The sequence below is a fragment of the Streptomyces sp. NPDC050997 genome (assembly GCF_040660135.1).
In the GTDB taxonomy this organism is placed as follows: Bacteria; Actinomycetota; Actinomycetes; order Streptomycetales; family Streptomycetaceae; genus Streptomyces.
In genome coordinates, this window is record NZ_JBFAGK010000008.1 from 12,770 (window position 1) to 27,887 (window position 15,118).

At 72.5% G+C, this 15,118-nt stretch carries 11 protein-coding genes; 5 read left to right on the forward strand and 6 right to left on the reverse strand.

The genetic code is table 11. The features are described from left to right. From AB0H86_RS19655 to AB0H86_RS19665, 3 genes are all read right to left on the reverse strand, one after another. Positions 1-1,407 carry a phosphomannomutase/phosphoglucomutase gene (locus AB0H86_RS19655; protein WP_362439798.1) on the reverse strand — a complete coding sequence of 469 codons (1,407 nt, stop codon included), beginning with the start codon at positions 1,405-1,407 and terminating at the stop codon, positions 1-3. Positions 1,408-1,523: 116 nt separating this feature from the next. Then, positions 1,524-3,140, reverse strand: a complete 1,617-nt coding sequence (locus AB0H86_RS19660) for an L-lactate permease (RefSeq protein WP_362440644.1) — start codon at positions 3,138-3,140, stop codon at positions 1,524-1,526. 174 nt (positions 3,141-3,314) lie between these two features. Next, positions 3,315-3,695, reverse strand: a complete 381-nt coding sequence (locus AB0H86_RS19665; protein ID WP_362439801.1) for a DUF3499 domain-containing protein — start codon at positions 3,693-3,695, stop codon at positions 3,315-3,317. Positions 3,696-4,037: 342 nt separating this feature from the next. Between AB0H86_RS19665 and AB0H86_RS19670 the strand changes: the two genes are divergently transcribed. Further along, a complete protein-coding gene (locus AB0H86_RS19670; protein WP_362439804.1) occupies positions 4,038-4,487 on the forward strand; it encodes a metallopeptidase family protein in 450 nt (149 codons plus the stop codon). Between the two features lie 28 nt (positions 4,488-4,515). Here AB0H86_RS19670 and AB0H86_RS19675 read toward each other — a convergent pair whose 3' ends face one another. The 3 genes from AB0H86_RS19675 to AB0H86_RS19685 all read right to left on the reverse strand — a co-directional run bounded on the left by AB0H86_RS19675 (position 4,516) and on the right by AB0H86_RS19685 (position 10,190). Then, positions 4,516-6,006 carry a DUF5719 family protein gene (locus tag AB0H86_RS19675; RefSeq protein ID WP_362439807.1) on the reverse strand — a complete coding sequence of 497 codons (1,491 nt, stop codon included), beginning with the start codon at positions 6,004-6,006 and terminating at the stop codon, positions 4,516-4,518. Then, entirely contained in the window at positions 6,003-9,683 is a 3,681-nt protein-coding gene (locus AB0H86_RS19680) for a glycosyltransferase (protein ID WP_362439810.1), read from the reverse strand. Before AB0H86_RS19680 ends, AB0H86_RS19675 begins: the two co-directional genes overlap by 4 nt. Before the next feature lie 243 nt (positions 9,684-9,926). Continuing rightward, positions 9,927-10,190 (reverse strand): WhiB family transcriptional regulator, encoded by a 264-nt coding sequence (locus AB0H86_RS19685; RefSeq protein ID WP_003975777.1) that lies wholly within the window; start codon positions 10,188-10,190, stop codon positions 9,927-9,929. Positions 10,191-10,927: 737 nt separating this feature from the next. On the opposite strand from AB0H86_RS19685, the gene AB0H86_RS19690 reads away from it, so the two are divergent. The 4 genes from AB0H86_RS19690 (at position 10,928) to AB0H86_RS19705 (ending at position 15,021) form a co-directional block, all read left to right on the forward strand. Then, positions 10,928-11,473, forward strand: coding sequence for a cysteine dioxygenase family protein (locus tag AB0H86_RS19690; RefSeq protein ID WP_362439813.1), 546 nt, complete (start codon positions 10,928-10,930; stop codon positions 11,471-11,473). A 73-nt stretch (positions 11,474-11,546) separates the two neighbouring features. Further along, the gene (cofD, locus tag AB0H86_RS19695; protein WP_362439816.1) at positions 11,547-12,506 is read left to right on the forward strand and encodes a 2-phospho-L-lactate transferase; all 960 of its coding nucleotides are present in this window, start codon (positions 11,547-11,549) and stop codon (positions 12,504-12,506) included. Further along, positions 12,503-13,813 carry a coenzyme F420-0:L-glutamate ligase gene (locus AB0H86_RS19700; protein WP_362439819.1) on the forward strand — a complete coding sequence of 437 codons (1,311 nt, stop codon included), beginning with the start codon at positions 12,503-12,505 and terminating at the stop codon, positions 13,811-13,813. Before cofD ends, AB0H86_RS19700 begins: the two co-directional genes overlap by 4 nt. A 203-nt stretch (positions 13,814-14,016) precedes the next feature. Further along, on the forward strand, positions 14,017-15,021 hold the full coding sequence (locus AB0H86_RS19705; RefSeq protein ID WP_362439822.1) for a DNA-3-methyladenine glycosylase 2 family protein: 1,005 nt from the start codon (positions 14,017-14,019) through the stop codon (positions 15,019-15,021). Positions 15,022-15,118: the final 97 nt, after the last annotated feature.

A 15,118-nucleotide genomic window follows, 5' to 3' on the forward strand; every position in this document is an offset into this window, starting at 1 on the left:
TCAGCCTCGGATGATCCCCAGGACCTCGTCCCGCACCTTCGTCATCGTGGCCTCGTCCCTCGCCTCCGCGTTCAGCCGCAGCAGCGGTTCCGTGTTGGAGGGGCGGACGTTGAACCACCAGTCGGCGGAGGACACCGTCAGGCCGTCCAGCACGTCCAGCTCGATGCCCTCGTGGCCCTCGTACGCGGAGCGGATCGCGGTGAGGCGGCCCGCCTGGTCGTCGACCGTGGAGTTGATCTCGCCGGAGCCGGCGTAGCGGTCGTACTGCGCCACCAGGGCCGAGAGGGGGCCCTCCTGGCCGCCGAGTGCGGCGAGGACGTGCAGGGCGGCGAGCATGCCGGTGTCGGCGTTCCAGAAGTCCTTGAAGTAGTAGTGCGCGGAGTGCTCGCCGCCGAAGATCGCGCCGGTCCTCGCCATCTCGGCCTTGATGAAGGAGTGGCCCACGCGCGTGCGTACCGGTGTGCCGCCCTGCTCCTTCACGACCTCCGGCACCGACCAGGACGTGATCAGGTTGTGGATGATCGCGCCCTTGCCGCCGTGCTTGGCGAGTTCGCGGGAGGCCACCAGGGCGGTGATGGCGGACGGGGAGACCGGGTCGCCGTGTTCGTCGACGACGAAGCAGCGGTCGGCGTCGCCGTCGAAGGCGAGGCCGAGGTCGGCGCCCTCCTCGCGGACGCGCTTCTGCAGGTCCACGATGTTCGCGGGGTCGAGGGGGTTGGCCTCGTGGTTCGGGAAGGTGCCGTCCAGTTCGAAGTACATCGGGACGACGTCAAGCGGCAGGCCGGCGAAGACCGTGGGGACGGTGTGGCCGCCCATGCCGTTGCCGGCGTCGACGACGACCTTCAGATGGGAGGGGCCAGAAGCGCCTTCCCCGGAAGGACGGTGGTGGGCGACGGACGTCAGGTCGACGAGGGAACGGAGGTAGGCGGCGTAGTCCCGCAATGTGTCCTGCCGCGTGATCGTTCCCGGTGCCGCGGCCGGCTCGGGGGCGCCCGACTCGCTCCACTCCTCGACCAGTTCGCGGACCTCGGCGAGGCCGGTGTCCTGGCCGACCGGGGCGGCTCCCGCGCGGCACATCTTGATGCCGTTGTACTGGGCGGGGTTGTGCGAGGCGGTGAACATCGCGCCCGGCAGGTCCAACACGCCGGACGCGTAGTACAGCTGGTCGGTCGAGCACAGGCCGATCTCGGTGACGTCCACGCCGCGTGCCGCCGCTCCGCGCGCGAAGGCTCGCGACAGTCCGGGCGACGACGGCCGCATGTCGTGCCCGGTCACGATCGCGCTCGCGCCGGTCACCTGGACGAACGCGGCACCGAAGAGTTCGGCCAGCGACTCGTCCCACTGGTCCGGGACGACCCCGCGCACGTCGTACGCCTTCACGAGCTGTGAGAGATCAGCCACGGCCAACCCTTCGATAAGTTCTGTAGGTCGCCCCAAACTACCCGTACCGACTGACAGCGCGCTGTCCGGTAGCCGAGTGGATTCCCAGCCGTAACCTCAGGTCAGACCGCGCAGGGGTGTCGTCAGGGCAGCATCCAGCCCAGTACCGGGGAACTCTGCCCGACCACGATCAGGCACATCACAAGGAGCAGTCCGGCGCTCCAGGGCAGCACCTTGCGCAGCAGATCCCCCTCACGGCCCGCGAGGCCCACGGCCGCGCAGGCGATGGTGAGGTTCTGCGGCGAGATCATCTTGCCGAGGACGCCGCCGGAGCTGTTGGCGGCGGCCAGGAGCTCCGGGGACAGTCCCGACTCGCGGGCCGCGGTCACCTGCAACGCCCCGAAGAGCGCGTTGGCGGAGGTGTCCGAGCCGGAGACGGCCACCCCGAACCAGCCGAGGACCGGTGAGAGGAAGGCGAGCCCGGCGCCGGCGGCCGCCACGAAGTGGCCGATGGTGGCGGCCTGTCCGGAGAGGTTCATGACGTAGGCGAGGCCCAGGACGGACGTCACGGTCAGGATCGCGAACCTCAACTCGTGGACCGTCGCGGCCCATTCCCTGACCGCCACGCGCGCGTGCACCTTGAGCACGACGGCCGTGCACACGCCGGCGAGCAGCACGAGTGTGCCGCCGGTGGACACGATCGGCCAGCTGAAGAGGTTCCCGCCGACCGGATCGCCGTCCGGGGTGACGACGTTCAAGAAGGGCCAGTCGTAGGTCTGCGTCGTCTGGGCCAGCCAGTCCTTGACGGCCGGGATCTGGGCGATGGAGAAGATCACGACGATCAGCGCGTACGGGGCGTAGGCGCGCAGGACTTCGCCGCGCGGGTCGGTCTCGTCCAGGTCCTCGCTGCGGGTGCCGGTCAGTACCGCCGCGCGGACGGGCTCGGCGGCCGGCCTGCGCGCGTGCGGTACGGCGACCAGGGCGCCCGCGCCCGCCAAGGCGGCCCCGATGTCGGCGAGTTGCGCGGAGAGGTAGTTCGAGGCGGCGAACTGGGCCACGGCGAAGGCGATTCCGCACGCCAGGGCGGGCACCCAGGTCTCGCGCAGGCCCCTGCGGCCGTCCACCAGCCAGACCAGCACCAGCGGCACCACCAGGGCCAGCAAGGGGGTTTGACGGCCCACCACGGACGCCACGGTGTCCAGGGGCAGTCCGGTGACCTGGGCGAGGGTGACGACCGGCGTGCCCATCGCGCCGAAGGCGACGGGCGCGGTGTTGGCGACCAGCGCGACGACCGCCGCGCGCACCGGGTCGAAGCCCAGCGCCACGAGCATGACGGAACAGATCGCGACGGGCGCGCCGAAGCCGGCGAGGGCCTCCAGGAGCGCGCCGAAGCAGAAGGCGACCACGAGGGCCTGGATGCGCGGGTCGTCGGACAGCCGCCCGAAGGAGCGGCGCAGGATGTCGAAGTGCCGGGTGCGGACCGTCATCCGGTACACCCACAGGGCGTTGACGACGATCCACAGGATGGGGAAGAGGCCGAACGCGGCTCCCTGGGCGGCGCTGGAGACCGTCTGTCCCAGTGGCATGCCGTACCCGAGCCAGGCGACCAGTACGGCCGCGAGGAGGCCGGTGAGGCCCGCCAGGTGCGCGTTCACGCGGACACCGCCGAGCAGCACGAGGACGATCACCAGCGGAAGTGTCGCCACGAGGGCGGACAGGCCGAGCGAGTCGGCGACGGGTTCCAGTTCCTGGACGTACACGGGCGGCTCCCCGGATTCCGTCATGCGGAAAGCAATTTCTCACTTCGGCTTACGGAATGGTCGTGTCCGCGCCAACGACACGTCAATGGGTGTGCGTCATCCGGTAGTTCGGCGAAACGGATCGGAAGCGGCCGTACTCAGCGGCCGTACTCAGGGCCGCGCTCAGGTCCGTGCTCAGTTGTCCGGTGAGCGCAGCACCCGCAGATGGCCGCGGCGCGCGACCTCCATCGGGTCCGCCCCACGCCCTCCGCCACCGCCGCCGGCCCCGGCCGCGCGTCCCCGGGGGCGGGCCGCCTCGCGCACCGCGTTGGCAAGCGCTTCCAGATCGTCGCCGCTGGGCCGGGCCGGAGCCGAGCTGTCGAGGAGGCGGACGACCTCCCAGCCGCGCGGGGCGGTGAGGCGCTCGGAGTGCTCGGCGCACAGGTCGTAGCAGTGGGGTTCGGCGTAGGTGGCGAGCGGGCCGAGGACCGCGGTCGAGTCGGCGTAGACGTACGTCAGCGTCGCGACGGCGGGGCGGCCGCAAGCGGTTCGCGAACAGCGACGTACAGGGCTCACGACGTTGGACGGTACCGCACTCTTGAGCGGGCCGCGACGACTCTCCCCCGGGCCACTCCACTGTGTCGTGTTGTGGAACGCCCCACACGCCTCACCGGACACACCTCTCTGACCTGCACCGACACCATTTTCCGAGAGGCCGAACGACCCCGAGCCCGGTCACCACTCGACACAAACCATGCCAATCGCCTTGAGGTCGACGGTCTCGTGGAGATACGGAAACGAGCCCATTCTTGGCTGGAATGGTCAACTACCGACATGCGTGCGGCATGGACGGATGCCGTCCCGACGCCGCGTGGGGGTCGGGCACGCGCGCGTGGCGGGGACTACGCTTCACCAGTGATGGACAACCCCGTAACGCCCCGTGCCGCCGGACCCGGGCCCCGCCGTCGTGATCGCCACGGACGGGGCATGCGCGGCCCGATCGCGCCGCCGCAGGTGCCGCTCGCCGCGAGCCGTGCGGAAGGGTTCGCGGATCTGGTGCAGGACTCCGTGGAACGGCTGGAGCGGCGCTGGCCGCAGCTCGCCGACATCGACTTCCTGGTGATCGGAGTGCCGCGGCTCGACGGGCCGAGGGAGGCCTGGAACGACGAGGCGGTTCCCCTGGGCGGCACGATTCCCTCACAGGAGGGGCTGCGGGCTCGGGTGATCGTGTACCGGCGGCCGGTGGAGATCCGCACCAAGGGCCGGGACGAGCGGGCCGCGCTGGTGCACGAGATCGTCGTGGAGCAGGTCGCGGAGCTGTTGGGGCTGACTCCGGAGACGGTGGATCCCCGGTACGGGGAGGACTGACCTCAGCCGGTCCTCCCGCCCGGCCCGGCTACTTCTGCAGCACCGACAGGTCCTCGTCGGCTTCCGGTACCGCCACCGTCCCCCGGTCGTCCGCCAGGGTCTGGACGGTGAAGCCGGAAATGCCGTCCTCGGTGGCCGCCAGGGTGCGGGCCCCGTAGACCGGGCCCCCCGACAGCGGCTCCACCGTCAGCGCGTACGTACCCTTCAGGCCACTGGGGACCGGTGCCTCGACGTTCTGGGTGGTGCCCGCCTTGATCGTGAACGTCTTCGACGCGGGAGTGCCGCCGCCGCTGCCCGCCGAGGCGGTGACCTTGACCTTCGCGGCACCGCCTGGGGCGGTCAGGGCGAGCGTGCTGCCCTTGGAGCTGTTGTGGACGGACGTCGCGCGCTTGCCGACGGGAGCGGCGGCGGGGATGAACGCCGTCTCCTGCTTGTCCCCCTTGCCGCGGACGACCCTCAGGGCGGCGACCACCGGAACGGACTGGTCGGTGGGGGTCAGGATCAGGGAGCCGGCCTCGCCTCGGGTGACGTCCCCGAGATCGACCGCGCTTGTCATGCCCGCCTTCACGTGCAGTGTCTCGTTCCCGGCGGGCGTGATCGGCCCGGTCGGGGAGGCGAGGCGCACCTTCAGGTCGGCGTCCGCGTCGCCGGGCGTGAAGGCGACCAGGCGTACGGCGGTGGCGTCCTTCGGGATGCCGGGCAGGACGAGGCTGCCCGCCGGGTCCGTGGCCGCGGCCAGCCAGTCACCGCCGAGCCGGTCGTCCAGCGCCTGCACGGACGCGGCCACGCGCCCGCTGCGGACGTTCACATGGACGGTGAGGTTCTCCTGCTTCGCGGCCGTGAGCGTGGACAGCAGCACCGGCTCACTGGAGTGCGGCTGGACCGTGATGCCCTCCCCCACCGTGGTCTGCAGGGCGCCGTCCTTGCCGTAGAGATCCAGGTCGACGACGGCGGCGGAGTCGTCGGGGTTCGTGAGGTGCACGTAGTCGGTGCGGTCGGCGGCCGTGCTGGCTCCGGGGAACCAGAACTCCGTGTCCGGGGCGGTGCAGTTGACGCCCTGGAGACCGCGGCCCGTGCCCACCGCGACCTCGGTGGTCTCCTGGAGGGTCCAGCCGGGCGCGTAACCGCCCTCGGCGGTGCCGAGGAGTGCGGGGCTTTCGGCGCCGGAGACGTCCCCGGTGACCGGGGTGCCGGGCTCCTTCGGGGTCAGGACCGGCTTGTCGGCCTTCTTCTTCGTCGCGCCCTTGCCGTCCGTCGACTGCCCGGCGGCGGGCTGGAGTTCGCCCTTGCCGTCGCTCCCGGCGCCCTTGGTGACGGGCGTGAAGGACGTGTACGACGTCTCCGCGAGGTCGGAGAGGCTGGGCGCCGGGCACAGCAGGCTGGTGCGCTCCACGGGCAGTTCGGCGGCCGTCCGCGCGGTGTTCGTGCCGGCGGCGTCCGGTGTGTGGAGGGCGGCGAACCCGGTGACGGCGGCGAGTGCGGCGGTGCCGCCGATCAGGGACAGGGTGGTGCGGTTCACTGCTGGCTCCCGTCGGGGCGCTGCTCAGGGTCGGTGCCGTGCGGATGCGGCTGCTGCGCCGGGTCGTACGCGGGGTCGTAGCCCTGGTCGTAACCCTGCTGTGGGTACTCCTGGCCGTAGCCCTGGTCGTACGGCGTCTGCTGGGACTGGCCGCCGTACGCGTACGGGTCGTACGGGCCGCCCTGGTACGGGTCCGCCTGGTAGGGCTGTTGGTCGTAGCCGCCCGCGGGGTACTGCTGCTGGGCGTCCTGGTACTGCTCGCCGCCGTAGCCGTTGCCGTACTCGGCGCCGGTGTAGCTCGGGGTGTCCCACTGGCCGTAGGACTGCTGCGGGACGGGAGCGGGGGCGGGCGCCTCCTCCGGGGGAGGCGCCGGGAACTCGTCGGGCCGGCCGCCTTCCTCGGCCTCCGCCTGGGCGCGCAGACGGCGGGCGCGGCGGCCCTCGCCGGCGACGGCCTGGGCGGGGACGACGGGCTCCTCGGGGAGGTCGTCGTCGACGTGACGGCGGCGGCCGGGCAGCGCCATCACGACGAGGACGACGGCGAGGGCGCCCTGCGCCCACAGCCAGGCGGTGTGGGCGAACGGGTCGTCGAAGGTGACGTCCAGCTTGCCGCCGGAGGCGGGGAGTTCGAAGCCCTGGGCCCAGCCGTCGACCGTGGTGCGGGTGAGCGGCCGGCCGTCCAGGGTGGCCGTCCAGCCCTCGGCTGCGGTGTCGGCCAGGCGCAGGACGCGGCCGTCGGCGCCGGACGGGATCGTGGTGTGGATGTCGACGGGACCGGCGGCGACGGGCCGCGGGGTTCCGGACTCGGTCACGATGGTGGCGCGCGCGACCTCCTGGTCGACCCGCCACAGGCCGCTGCCGTCCTGCTGGCTGAGCCGGGACAGCCCCGGCGTGGCGTCCAGGACGCGGGTGACCTCGCGGGGCGCGCCCTTGTGGACGAGGACGTAGCGCACGGCGAACTTGCCGAGCTGGTCGGTCTGGTCGGCGCCGGAGCCGGCGACGAGGTTGGCGACGACCTTGTCGAGCCCGCTGTTCTCGCCGTCGGCGGCGGTGAGTTCGGCGTCGCCGAGGCGGCCGCCGGAGCCTCGGACGAGCAGGTAGCCGACATGGGCGGCGGAGTCGCTGTCGAGGACGAGGGTGCGGGCCTGGTCGCTGCTGCCGCTCTCCTCGGCGACGAACGCGGGCACCTGCACGGGGTCGCGCCGCTCCAGCGGCCCGTCGGCGCCGCCGATCATCCAGCCGGCGGCCACGAGCAGCGGGCCCGCGGCCGAGGCGAAGGCGATCAGCGCGGCGACCGGCTGGCGCCAGCCGAAGCTCTGCTCGGCCACGCGCGCGCGTGCCCCGTCGGCGCCGAGAACGGCGGCGGCCAGGAAGGCGAGGCCGTAGACGAGGGTGGCGGGCCCGGCCCAGGTGGAGGCGTTGGACAGGACCGCGAAGACCAGGCCGACGAGGGCCGCGGTCCAGGCGGTCCAGATGCCGAACTGCCGCTCGGAGCGCAGCAGGGCGGCCAGCGCGGCCAGGACCACGCCGATGAGCATCAGTCCGCTGACCGTGCCGGGGCCGCCGGGGCTGATGCCGAGCAGGTCGAGGGCGGTGGCCGCCGAGGCACCGTACTCCAGGCCGGCTTCCCGGAAGAAGCCGAACGGGAGCAGCGTCAGCGACCAGGGCGCGAGGACGAGCAGGGGGACGCCGAACTGGGCCAGGAAGCGCAGGCCGTAGGCGATGATCTCGGCGCGGCGCACGGCCAGCAGGCCGATGCCGAGGACCAGCGTGATGGGCCAGATGATCGGCGTGAACGCGGTGGCGACCGTCAGGAGCAGTGCGTACGCCCAGGTGGCGCGCCAACTGCCGCGCGTGCCGGAGGCGTTCGCGAGGCCGCTGGCCGCGATGCCCGCGCGCGCGATGAGCGGCAGCAGAATGGCCAGGACGGCGGTGCCGAGGCGGCCGCCGGCGAGGGCGCCGGTGGCGGCGGGCAGGAAGGCGTAGACGACGGCGGCCCACGCGCGCAGGAGGCGGGACTCGACGAGCGGGCGGGAGGCGAAGTACGCGGTGAGGCCTGCCAGCGGGACCGAGCAGACCAGCAGGACAGTGACCGCGAGGCCGGTCGAGCCGAACAGCACGGACGCGAGCATCGCGACGAGGGCGAGGTACGGCGGCGCGGGCGGGGTGCCGCCGACGCCCACGGTGTGCCAGGCGTCGAGGTAACGGGACCACAGTTCACCGGAGTCGGCCGGGGCCGGCAGCAGGGCGCCGCCCGCCAGCGCGCCGCCGCCGAGGAGGGCGCGGCAGGCGACCAGGGAGACCAGCAGCAGCATCAGGAAGAGGACCGGGCCGGGCTTGCGGGCGACGCGCTTGAGGCGGGCGAACTGCTCGATCTCCAGGAAGTCGGCGTCGTCGCCGCCGGGCCCGGACTCGATCCCGCCGCCGTGCCGGCCGGCGCCGGGGGTGGCCTCCGGGTCGGAGCTGCCGAAGAGGTCGCCCGCGGCCTGTTCGACCGTGGCGCGGATCGTCGCGCCCGGCGGCGGGAACAGCGGCCGCGTCTCCTCCTTGCCGACGGCCGGACGGCCGCGCCTGCGGCGGCCGGCGAGGATCCGCTCGGGCCGCAGCAGGGTGCCCACCAGACCGCGGATCTCGTCGACGGCCTGTCCGGGAACCTTGCCGACGAGGTAGGCGACGGTCCGCAGCAGGGTGCCGAGGACGATCCGCAGCAGCACCCAGGGCAGCACGGCCGTGCGCGTGTTGACGAGCAGGGTGTAGACCGCGCCGGCCTTGTCGACCTTGTGCGGAGAGGCGGTGGTGCGGCCCGCGCAGTCGACGGCGCGGCGCTCGCGCGAGGCGGCCTCGGCGTGTCGTACGACGGCTTCCGGGGCGATCAGGACGCGGTAGCCGGCCGCGTGGGCGCGCCAGCACAGGTCGACGTCGTCACGCATCAGGGGCAGTCGGCGGTCGAAGCCGCCGAGTTGCTCGAAGACATCGCGCCGGATCAGCATGCCCGCGGTGGAGACGGACAGCACCGGGCGGACGTGGTCGTGCTGGCCCTGGTCCTGTTCGCGGCGGTCGAGGCCGGTCCAGCGGCGGCCGGAGTGGGCGATGGTGACGCCGACCTCCAGCAGTTGCCGGCGGTCGTACCAGCCGCGGAGTTTGGGGCCCACGGCGGCGACGTCGTCCCGGCCCAGTTCGTACTCGCTGTCCACCACCCGCAGCAGCTGGGCCAGGGCGTCCGGTTCGGGGGCGCAGTCGTCGTGCAGCAGCCACAGCCACTGGACCGGTTCTCCGTGCGGGAGTTCCGGCAGGTCGTAGGCGTCGTCGCGCCAGGTGCGGCTGACGGGGTCCCAGCCGCTCGGCCGCTTCAGGTACGGCAGCTCCTCGGGCGTGAGGACGGGGGCGGTGCGGCCCGCCTCCTCGACGGCCTGGCCGAAGCCCGTCCGCCGGGCGAGGTGCAGCACGTGGTCGGCGCCGAGGGCGTCGGTGACCAGCTGGGCGGACTGGTCCGCGCTGCCGGTGTCGGCTCCCATGGCGAACTGCACGGGGCGCTCCTGGGAGAGCAACCCGGCGAGCGCGTCGGGCAGCCAGCGGGCGCCGTCGTGGGAGACGAGGACCGCGGTCACCACATGACGCGGAAACTCAGGTGTGGCAGCGCTGTCTTGCTGGGCTGCCGTGTGGCTGTGCACGGACATCGAGGTACGGGCCCCGGTTCGGTGGACTGCGGTGGACGCCTCTGCCCCGAGGGGGCAGCGGGGCGTCTCGGACGAGCGCCCACACTATCGGCAGAACCAAAAGGGGCGGCGCGAAGCGCCTCGATGAGGGGCGGTGGCCGGGCGACGGGAGGGCGAGGACGGCCCGCCGCTGTGGACAACCCACCGGCGACGGGCCGTTCGTGAAGGTATGTGTGCGCGGACGGGAGGCGGATACCCCTCGGGTCAGACGGCGGCCTTCTTGAGTCTGCGGCGCTCACGCTCGGACAGACCGCCCCAGATGCCGAACCGTTCGTCGTTGGCGAGGGCGTACTCGAGGCACTCGGAGCGGACCTCACAGGCGAGGCAGACCTTCTTGGCCTCGCGGGTGGAGCCGCCCTTCTCGGGAAAGAAGGACTCGGGGTCGGTCTGGGCGCACAGCGCGCGCTCCTGCCAGCCGAGTTCCTCGTCCGCGTCGTCGACCAGCAGTTGCTGCACCAGCTCGGTCATGTGCGCCCCTCGTCTGTCTTTCGCGTCCCCGTGATCTAGCCGTTACCGAATTCGGCTGAACGACACGAGTGAAATTACAAGTGTGCTGCTCCGGGCGAGTCAAGCCGAGATCTGCTATTGGGTCCCTTATTCACTCTGCGGAACCAAGGCCTAGCAGAAAGTGTTCAAATCGGCATAAACCTTGACAACCAGACTGGGCCCGAGAGGGTGCCCCATGTCGCGCAGGGTCTTTCCGGACCTGTACGGAGAAGGACGCCCGGGAGTTCGATCTCGTTCCGACACGCGCGCCGCAGCGAACCGGATCACAGTCGGATCACGGGATCACAACGGGGCTTGCGCACCCGGCTGTGCCCATGTGTCCCGGGTGACGCCTGCACAAACCTTTCACCTCGGAGATGGACCGGATGAGGTGAAACATGTCCCACTTCGCGAGTCCCGAGTTGACAGTGAAGGTGTGAACCGATGTCCTTGTGGGCATGCTCGCGAACTTGGCACTCACCTCGACCCGCTCGGCCGGGTCCCTCGGTGCTGCCCACGCTCGCTGTAGCTGTTGTTGCTGTCCCAGCTGTTGAGCCCAACGCGCTCCGGCTGTACGTGAGTCCACCGCGACTCGGCTGCTGTTTCCTTTGATCCCCACCCGGATCGAGCCCTCACCGGGCATCCCTCCCGCTCGCGACCCGGGCGGACGGTACGCGACACCCAGCCCCCACTCTTCCGTCGAGGAAACACCCCATCCCATGAACAGCGACAGCGACATCCAGATCGCCGGCGACCTCCTCGAAGTCCCGCACCTGCTCCAGGCCCCGCGTGAGCACCCGGCCACCGTCGCCGAGTTCGTCGGCCTGGCCCGCTCCCTCGCCGCCGACCGCTCCCAGTGGGAGCACCTCGTCCGGTACGACGCGACCACGCGCTGGTACCACCGGCTGCGTACCGGGCCCGGCTACGAGGTGTGGCTGCTGTCCTGGGTGCCGGGGCAGGGCAGCGGGCTGCACGGCCACGGCCGCTCCTCCGGCATTCTGACCGTCCTGGAGGGCACGCTGACCGAGCGGACCGATCGGGGCACCCGCGCGTTGGGAGCGGGCGCCCAGCGGGTCTTCGCCCCGGGGTACGTGCACGAGGTGGTCAACGACGCGCTGGAGCCGGCCGTGAGCCTGCACGTCTACTACCCGGGCCTCACCGAGATGCCGATGCTCCCCCAGTCCCCACCGCGTGCGACCGGGGAGGCCCCCATGGCGTGCGCGGCCCCCGCGACCTACGACGACGTGGACGTCGTGACCGCCTGACGCATGGCGGGACCGGCTGACGCTTCACGTGACCGCGTGACGCGTTGTCGTACCCGCCTGCAAGACTTGGCCCATGCGCATTGTGGTTCTGGCAGGCGGCATCGGTGGTGCCCGGTTCCTGCGCGGTCTGAAGCGGGCCGCGCCGGACGCGGACGTCACGGTCATCGGTAACACCGGGGACGACATTCACCTCTTCGGGCTGAAGGTCTGCCCGGACCTCGACACGGTGATGTACACGCTCGGCGGCGGCATCAACGAGGAGCAGGGCTGGGGGCGGGCCGACGAGACCTTCCACCTCAAGGAGGAGCTCGCGGCGTACGGAGCCGGGCCCGAGTGGTTCGGGCTCGGCGACCGGGACTTCGCGACGCACATCGTGCGGACGCAGATGATCAGTGCGGGTTATCCGCTCAGCGCGGTGACCGAGGCGCTGTGCGACCGGTGGAAGCCGGGCGTACGGCTGATCCCCATGACGGACGACCGGGTCGAGACCCATGTCGCCGTCGACGTCGACGGGGAGCGCAGGGCGGTCCACTTCCAGGAGTACTGGGTGCGGCTGCGGGCCGGTGTGCCGGCCGAGGCGATCGTGCCGGTCGGGGCGGAGCAGTCCAAGCCGGCACCGGGCGTCCTGGAAGCCATCGCGGAGGCGGACGTCGTGCTCTTCCCGCCCTCCAACCCGGTCGTCTCCATCGGCACGATCCTCGCCGTGCCCGGCATCCGCGAGGCGATCGCCGACGCCGGGGTGCCGGTGGTGGGCCTGTCCCCCATCGTCGGGGACGCGCCCGTGCGCGGGATGGCGGACAAGGTGCTCGCGGCGGTCGGCGTGGAGACGACGGCCTCGGCGGTCGCCGAGCACTACGGCTCGGGACTGCTGGACGGCTGGCTGGTCGACACCGTGGACGCGGGCGTGGTGGAGCGGGTGGAGGCCGCCGGGATCCGGTGCCGGGCCGTGCCACTGATGATGACCGACCTCGAGGCGTCCGCGCAGATGGCTCGGGAGGCGCTGACGCTGGCCGAGGAGGTGCGGGCGGTTTGAGCGGCGTACCTGTCGACGGTTACCGGGTCTGGGCGGTGCCCGGGCTCCCCGAGGTGCAGCGGGGCGACGACCTCGCCAAGCTGATCGCCGCCGCCGAGCCGGGGCTGGCCGACGGGGACGTCCTCCTCGTCACCTCGAAGATCGTGTCGAAGGCGGAGGGGCGTGTACTGCGGGCGTCCGACCGGGAGGCCGCGATCGACGCCGAGACCGTACGGGTCGTGGCGCGGCGCGGTGCGCTCAGGATCGTCGAGAACCGGCAGGGGCTGGTGATGGCCGCCGCCGGTGTCGACGCCTCCAACACCCCTTCGGGGACGGTCCTGTTGCTGCCCGAGGATCCGGACGCGTCCGCGCGGGCGATCCGGGACGGCCTGCGGGGCGCCCTCGGTGTCGACGTCGGCGTCCTCGTCACCGACACCTTCGGGCGGCCCTGGCGCGCGGGGCTCACGGACGTGGCGATCGGCGCCGCCGGAGTGCGGGTGCTCGACGACCTGCGCGGCGGCACGGACGCGCACGGCAATCCGCTCAGCGCGACGGTCGTCGCGACGGCGGACGAACTGGCCGCCGCCGGAGACCTGGTGAAGGGCAAGACCGCAGGGCTGCCGGTCGCCGTGGTGCGCGGGCTGGCGCACATGGTGGCCGAGGAACACAGTGAGGGTGCGCGGACCATGGTGCGCGTCGCGCGCGACGACATGTTCCGGCTGGGCACCTCGGAAGCGGTACGGGCCGCGGTGACCCAGCGGCGTACGGTACGGGCCTTCACGGACGAGCCGGTCGACCCGGGCGCCGTCCGACGGGCCGTGGCCGCGGCCGTGACGGCGCCGGCGCCGCACCACACGACGCCGTGGCGGTTCGTGCTGCTGGAGTCCGAGGCCGCGCGGACCGGGTTGCTGGACGCCATGCGTGAGGCCTGGATCGCCGATCTGCGGCGGGACGGGAAGAGCGAGGAGTCCATCGCCAAGCGGGTGCGGCGGGGGGATGTGCTGCGGGGCGCGCCGTATCTCGTGGTGCCGTGTCTCGTCATGGACGGGTCGCACACGTACGGCGACCCGCGGCGGGACGCGGCGGAGCGGGAGATGTTCGTGGTCGCCACGGGGGCCGGTGTGCAGAACTTCCTCGTCGCGCTGGCCGGGGAGCGGCTGGGGTCGGCGTGGGTGTCGTCCACGATGTTCTGCCGTGAGGTGGTGCGGGAGGTGCTGGGGCTGCCGGAGGACTGGGATCCGATGGGGGCGGTGGCGGTCGGACATCCGGCGGAGGAGCCGCGGGCGCGGGCTGAGCGGGACGCGGGGGACTTCATCGAGGTGCGGTGACGCTCCGCTGGGTGAGCCGACGCCTACGGTTTTGGGGGCCCAGGGTCACGTGTGCGACTGCGGGCTTGTGGGGGCTGGTCGCGCCCGCGCGGCGGAGCCGCATATCGATGCAGCCCCGCGCCCCTTGGGCGTTGTTGGCACCCGGTGGTCGTATGTACCGCTTAGTCTCGTCAGGCATCCTCGACACCTTCAGGAACTCACCCGTGGCAGGACGGTTCGCTCCCCGGCCCACGCGTACGACCGTGCGCGGTGGGGAGGTCGTCGTGCCCGCCGCGCGCGGTGCGGCGCCGGTGGCCGCGGGGCGGGTGCGGAGGTGGGTGCCCAACTGGCCGCTCGATCTCGGGCTGGTGCTCGGGCCGCTTCGGCGGGGGCCGGGCGATCCGACGTTCCGGGCAATGCCGGACGGGTCCGTGTGGCGGGCCAGCCTGACGCCGGTCGGGCCGGGCACGCTGCGGGTCGCGGCGGTCGGGGGTGAGGTGCGCGGGGAGGCGTGGGGGCCGGGCGCGGAGTGGCTGCTGGATCGGCTGCCGGGGATGTTGGGCGCCGATGACGACCCGGCCGCGTTCACGCCTCGGCACCGGGTGGTGGCGGGGGCTTGGCATCGGCGGCCGGGGCTTCGGCTGACGAGCACCGGGCTGGTGCTGGAGTCGTTGATTCCGTCGGTTCTGGAGCAGAAGGTCACGACCGACGAGGCGTACCGGGCGTGGCGGTCGCTGGTGCGGAAGTTCGGGGAGCCGGCGCCGGGGCCCGCGGCGGGTGGGCGGCTGTGGGTGATGCCGACGCCTCGGACGTGGGCGTTGATCCCGTCGTGGGAGTGGCACCGGGCCGGCGTCGACAACAAGCGGGCGTCGACGATCCTGCGGGCTGTCCGGGTGGCGGGTCGGATGGAGGAGGCCGTTCGGATGGAGGCGGCGGCGGCGCAGGCTCGGTTGGAGGTCCTGCCGGGAATCGGGCCGTGGACGTCTGCGGAAGTGGTGCAGCGCAGTCACGGGGCGGCGGACGCGGTGACCGTGGGCGATCTGCATCTGCCGGGGATCGTGGGGTGGGCGTTGGCCGGGGACCGGGACGCGGACGACTCGGTGATGCTGGAGTTGCTGGAGCCGTATGCGGGGCAGCGCCATCGGGCGGCCCGGTTGATCCTGCTGAGCGGGAGGGTTCCGGCTCGGCGGGCGCCGCGGATGCCCCGGGGGGACATCGGGCGGTTGTAAGCCGGCCGGCGTCATGGAGATGTCCCTGGGGCTCCCCCCCAGAGGGACTCCCCCCCAGGCCCCATCCCCCATCTGCCGACCAATCCCACCGGTCCCC

Coding starts and splice junctions, on each gene's coding strand:
- cofD (WP_362439816.1), top strand. CDS start 11,547: ATGCGCATTGTGGTTCTGGCAGGCGGCATCGGTGGTGCCCGGTTCCTG.
- AB0H86_RS19690 (WP_362439813.1), top strand. CDS start 10,928: ATGAACAGCGACAGCGACATCCAGATCGCCGGCGACCTCCTCGAAGTC.
- AB0H86_RS19680 (WP_362439810.1), bottom strand. CDS start 9,683: ATGTCCGTGCACAGCCACACGGCAGCCCAGCAAGACAGCGCTGCCACA.
- AB0H86_RS19685 (WP_003975777.1), bottom strand. CDS start 10,190: ATGACCGAGCTGGTGCAGCAACTGCTGGTCGACGACGCGGACGAGGAA.
- AB0H86_RS19670 (WP_362439804.1), top strand. CDS start 4,038: ATGGACAACCCCGTAACGCCCCGTGCCGCCGGACCCGGGCCCCGCCGT.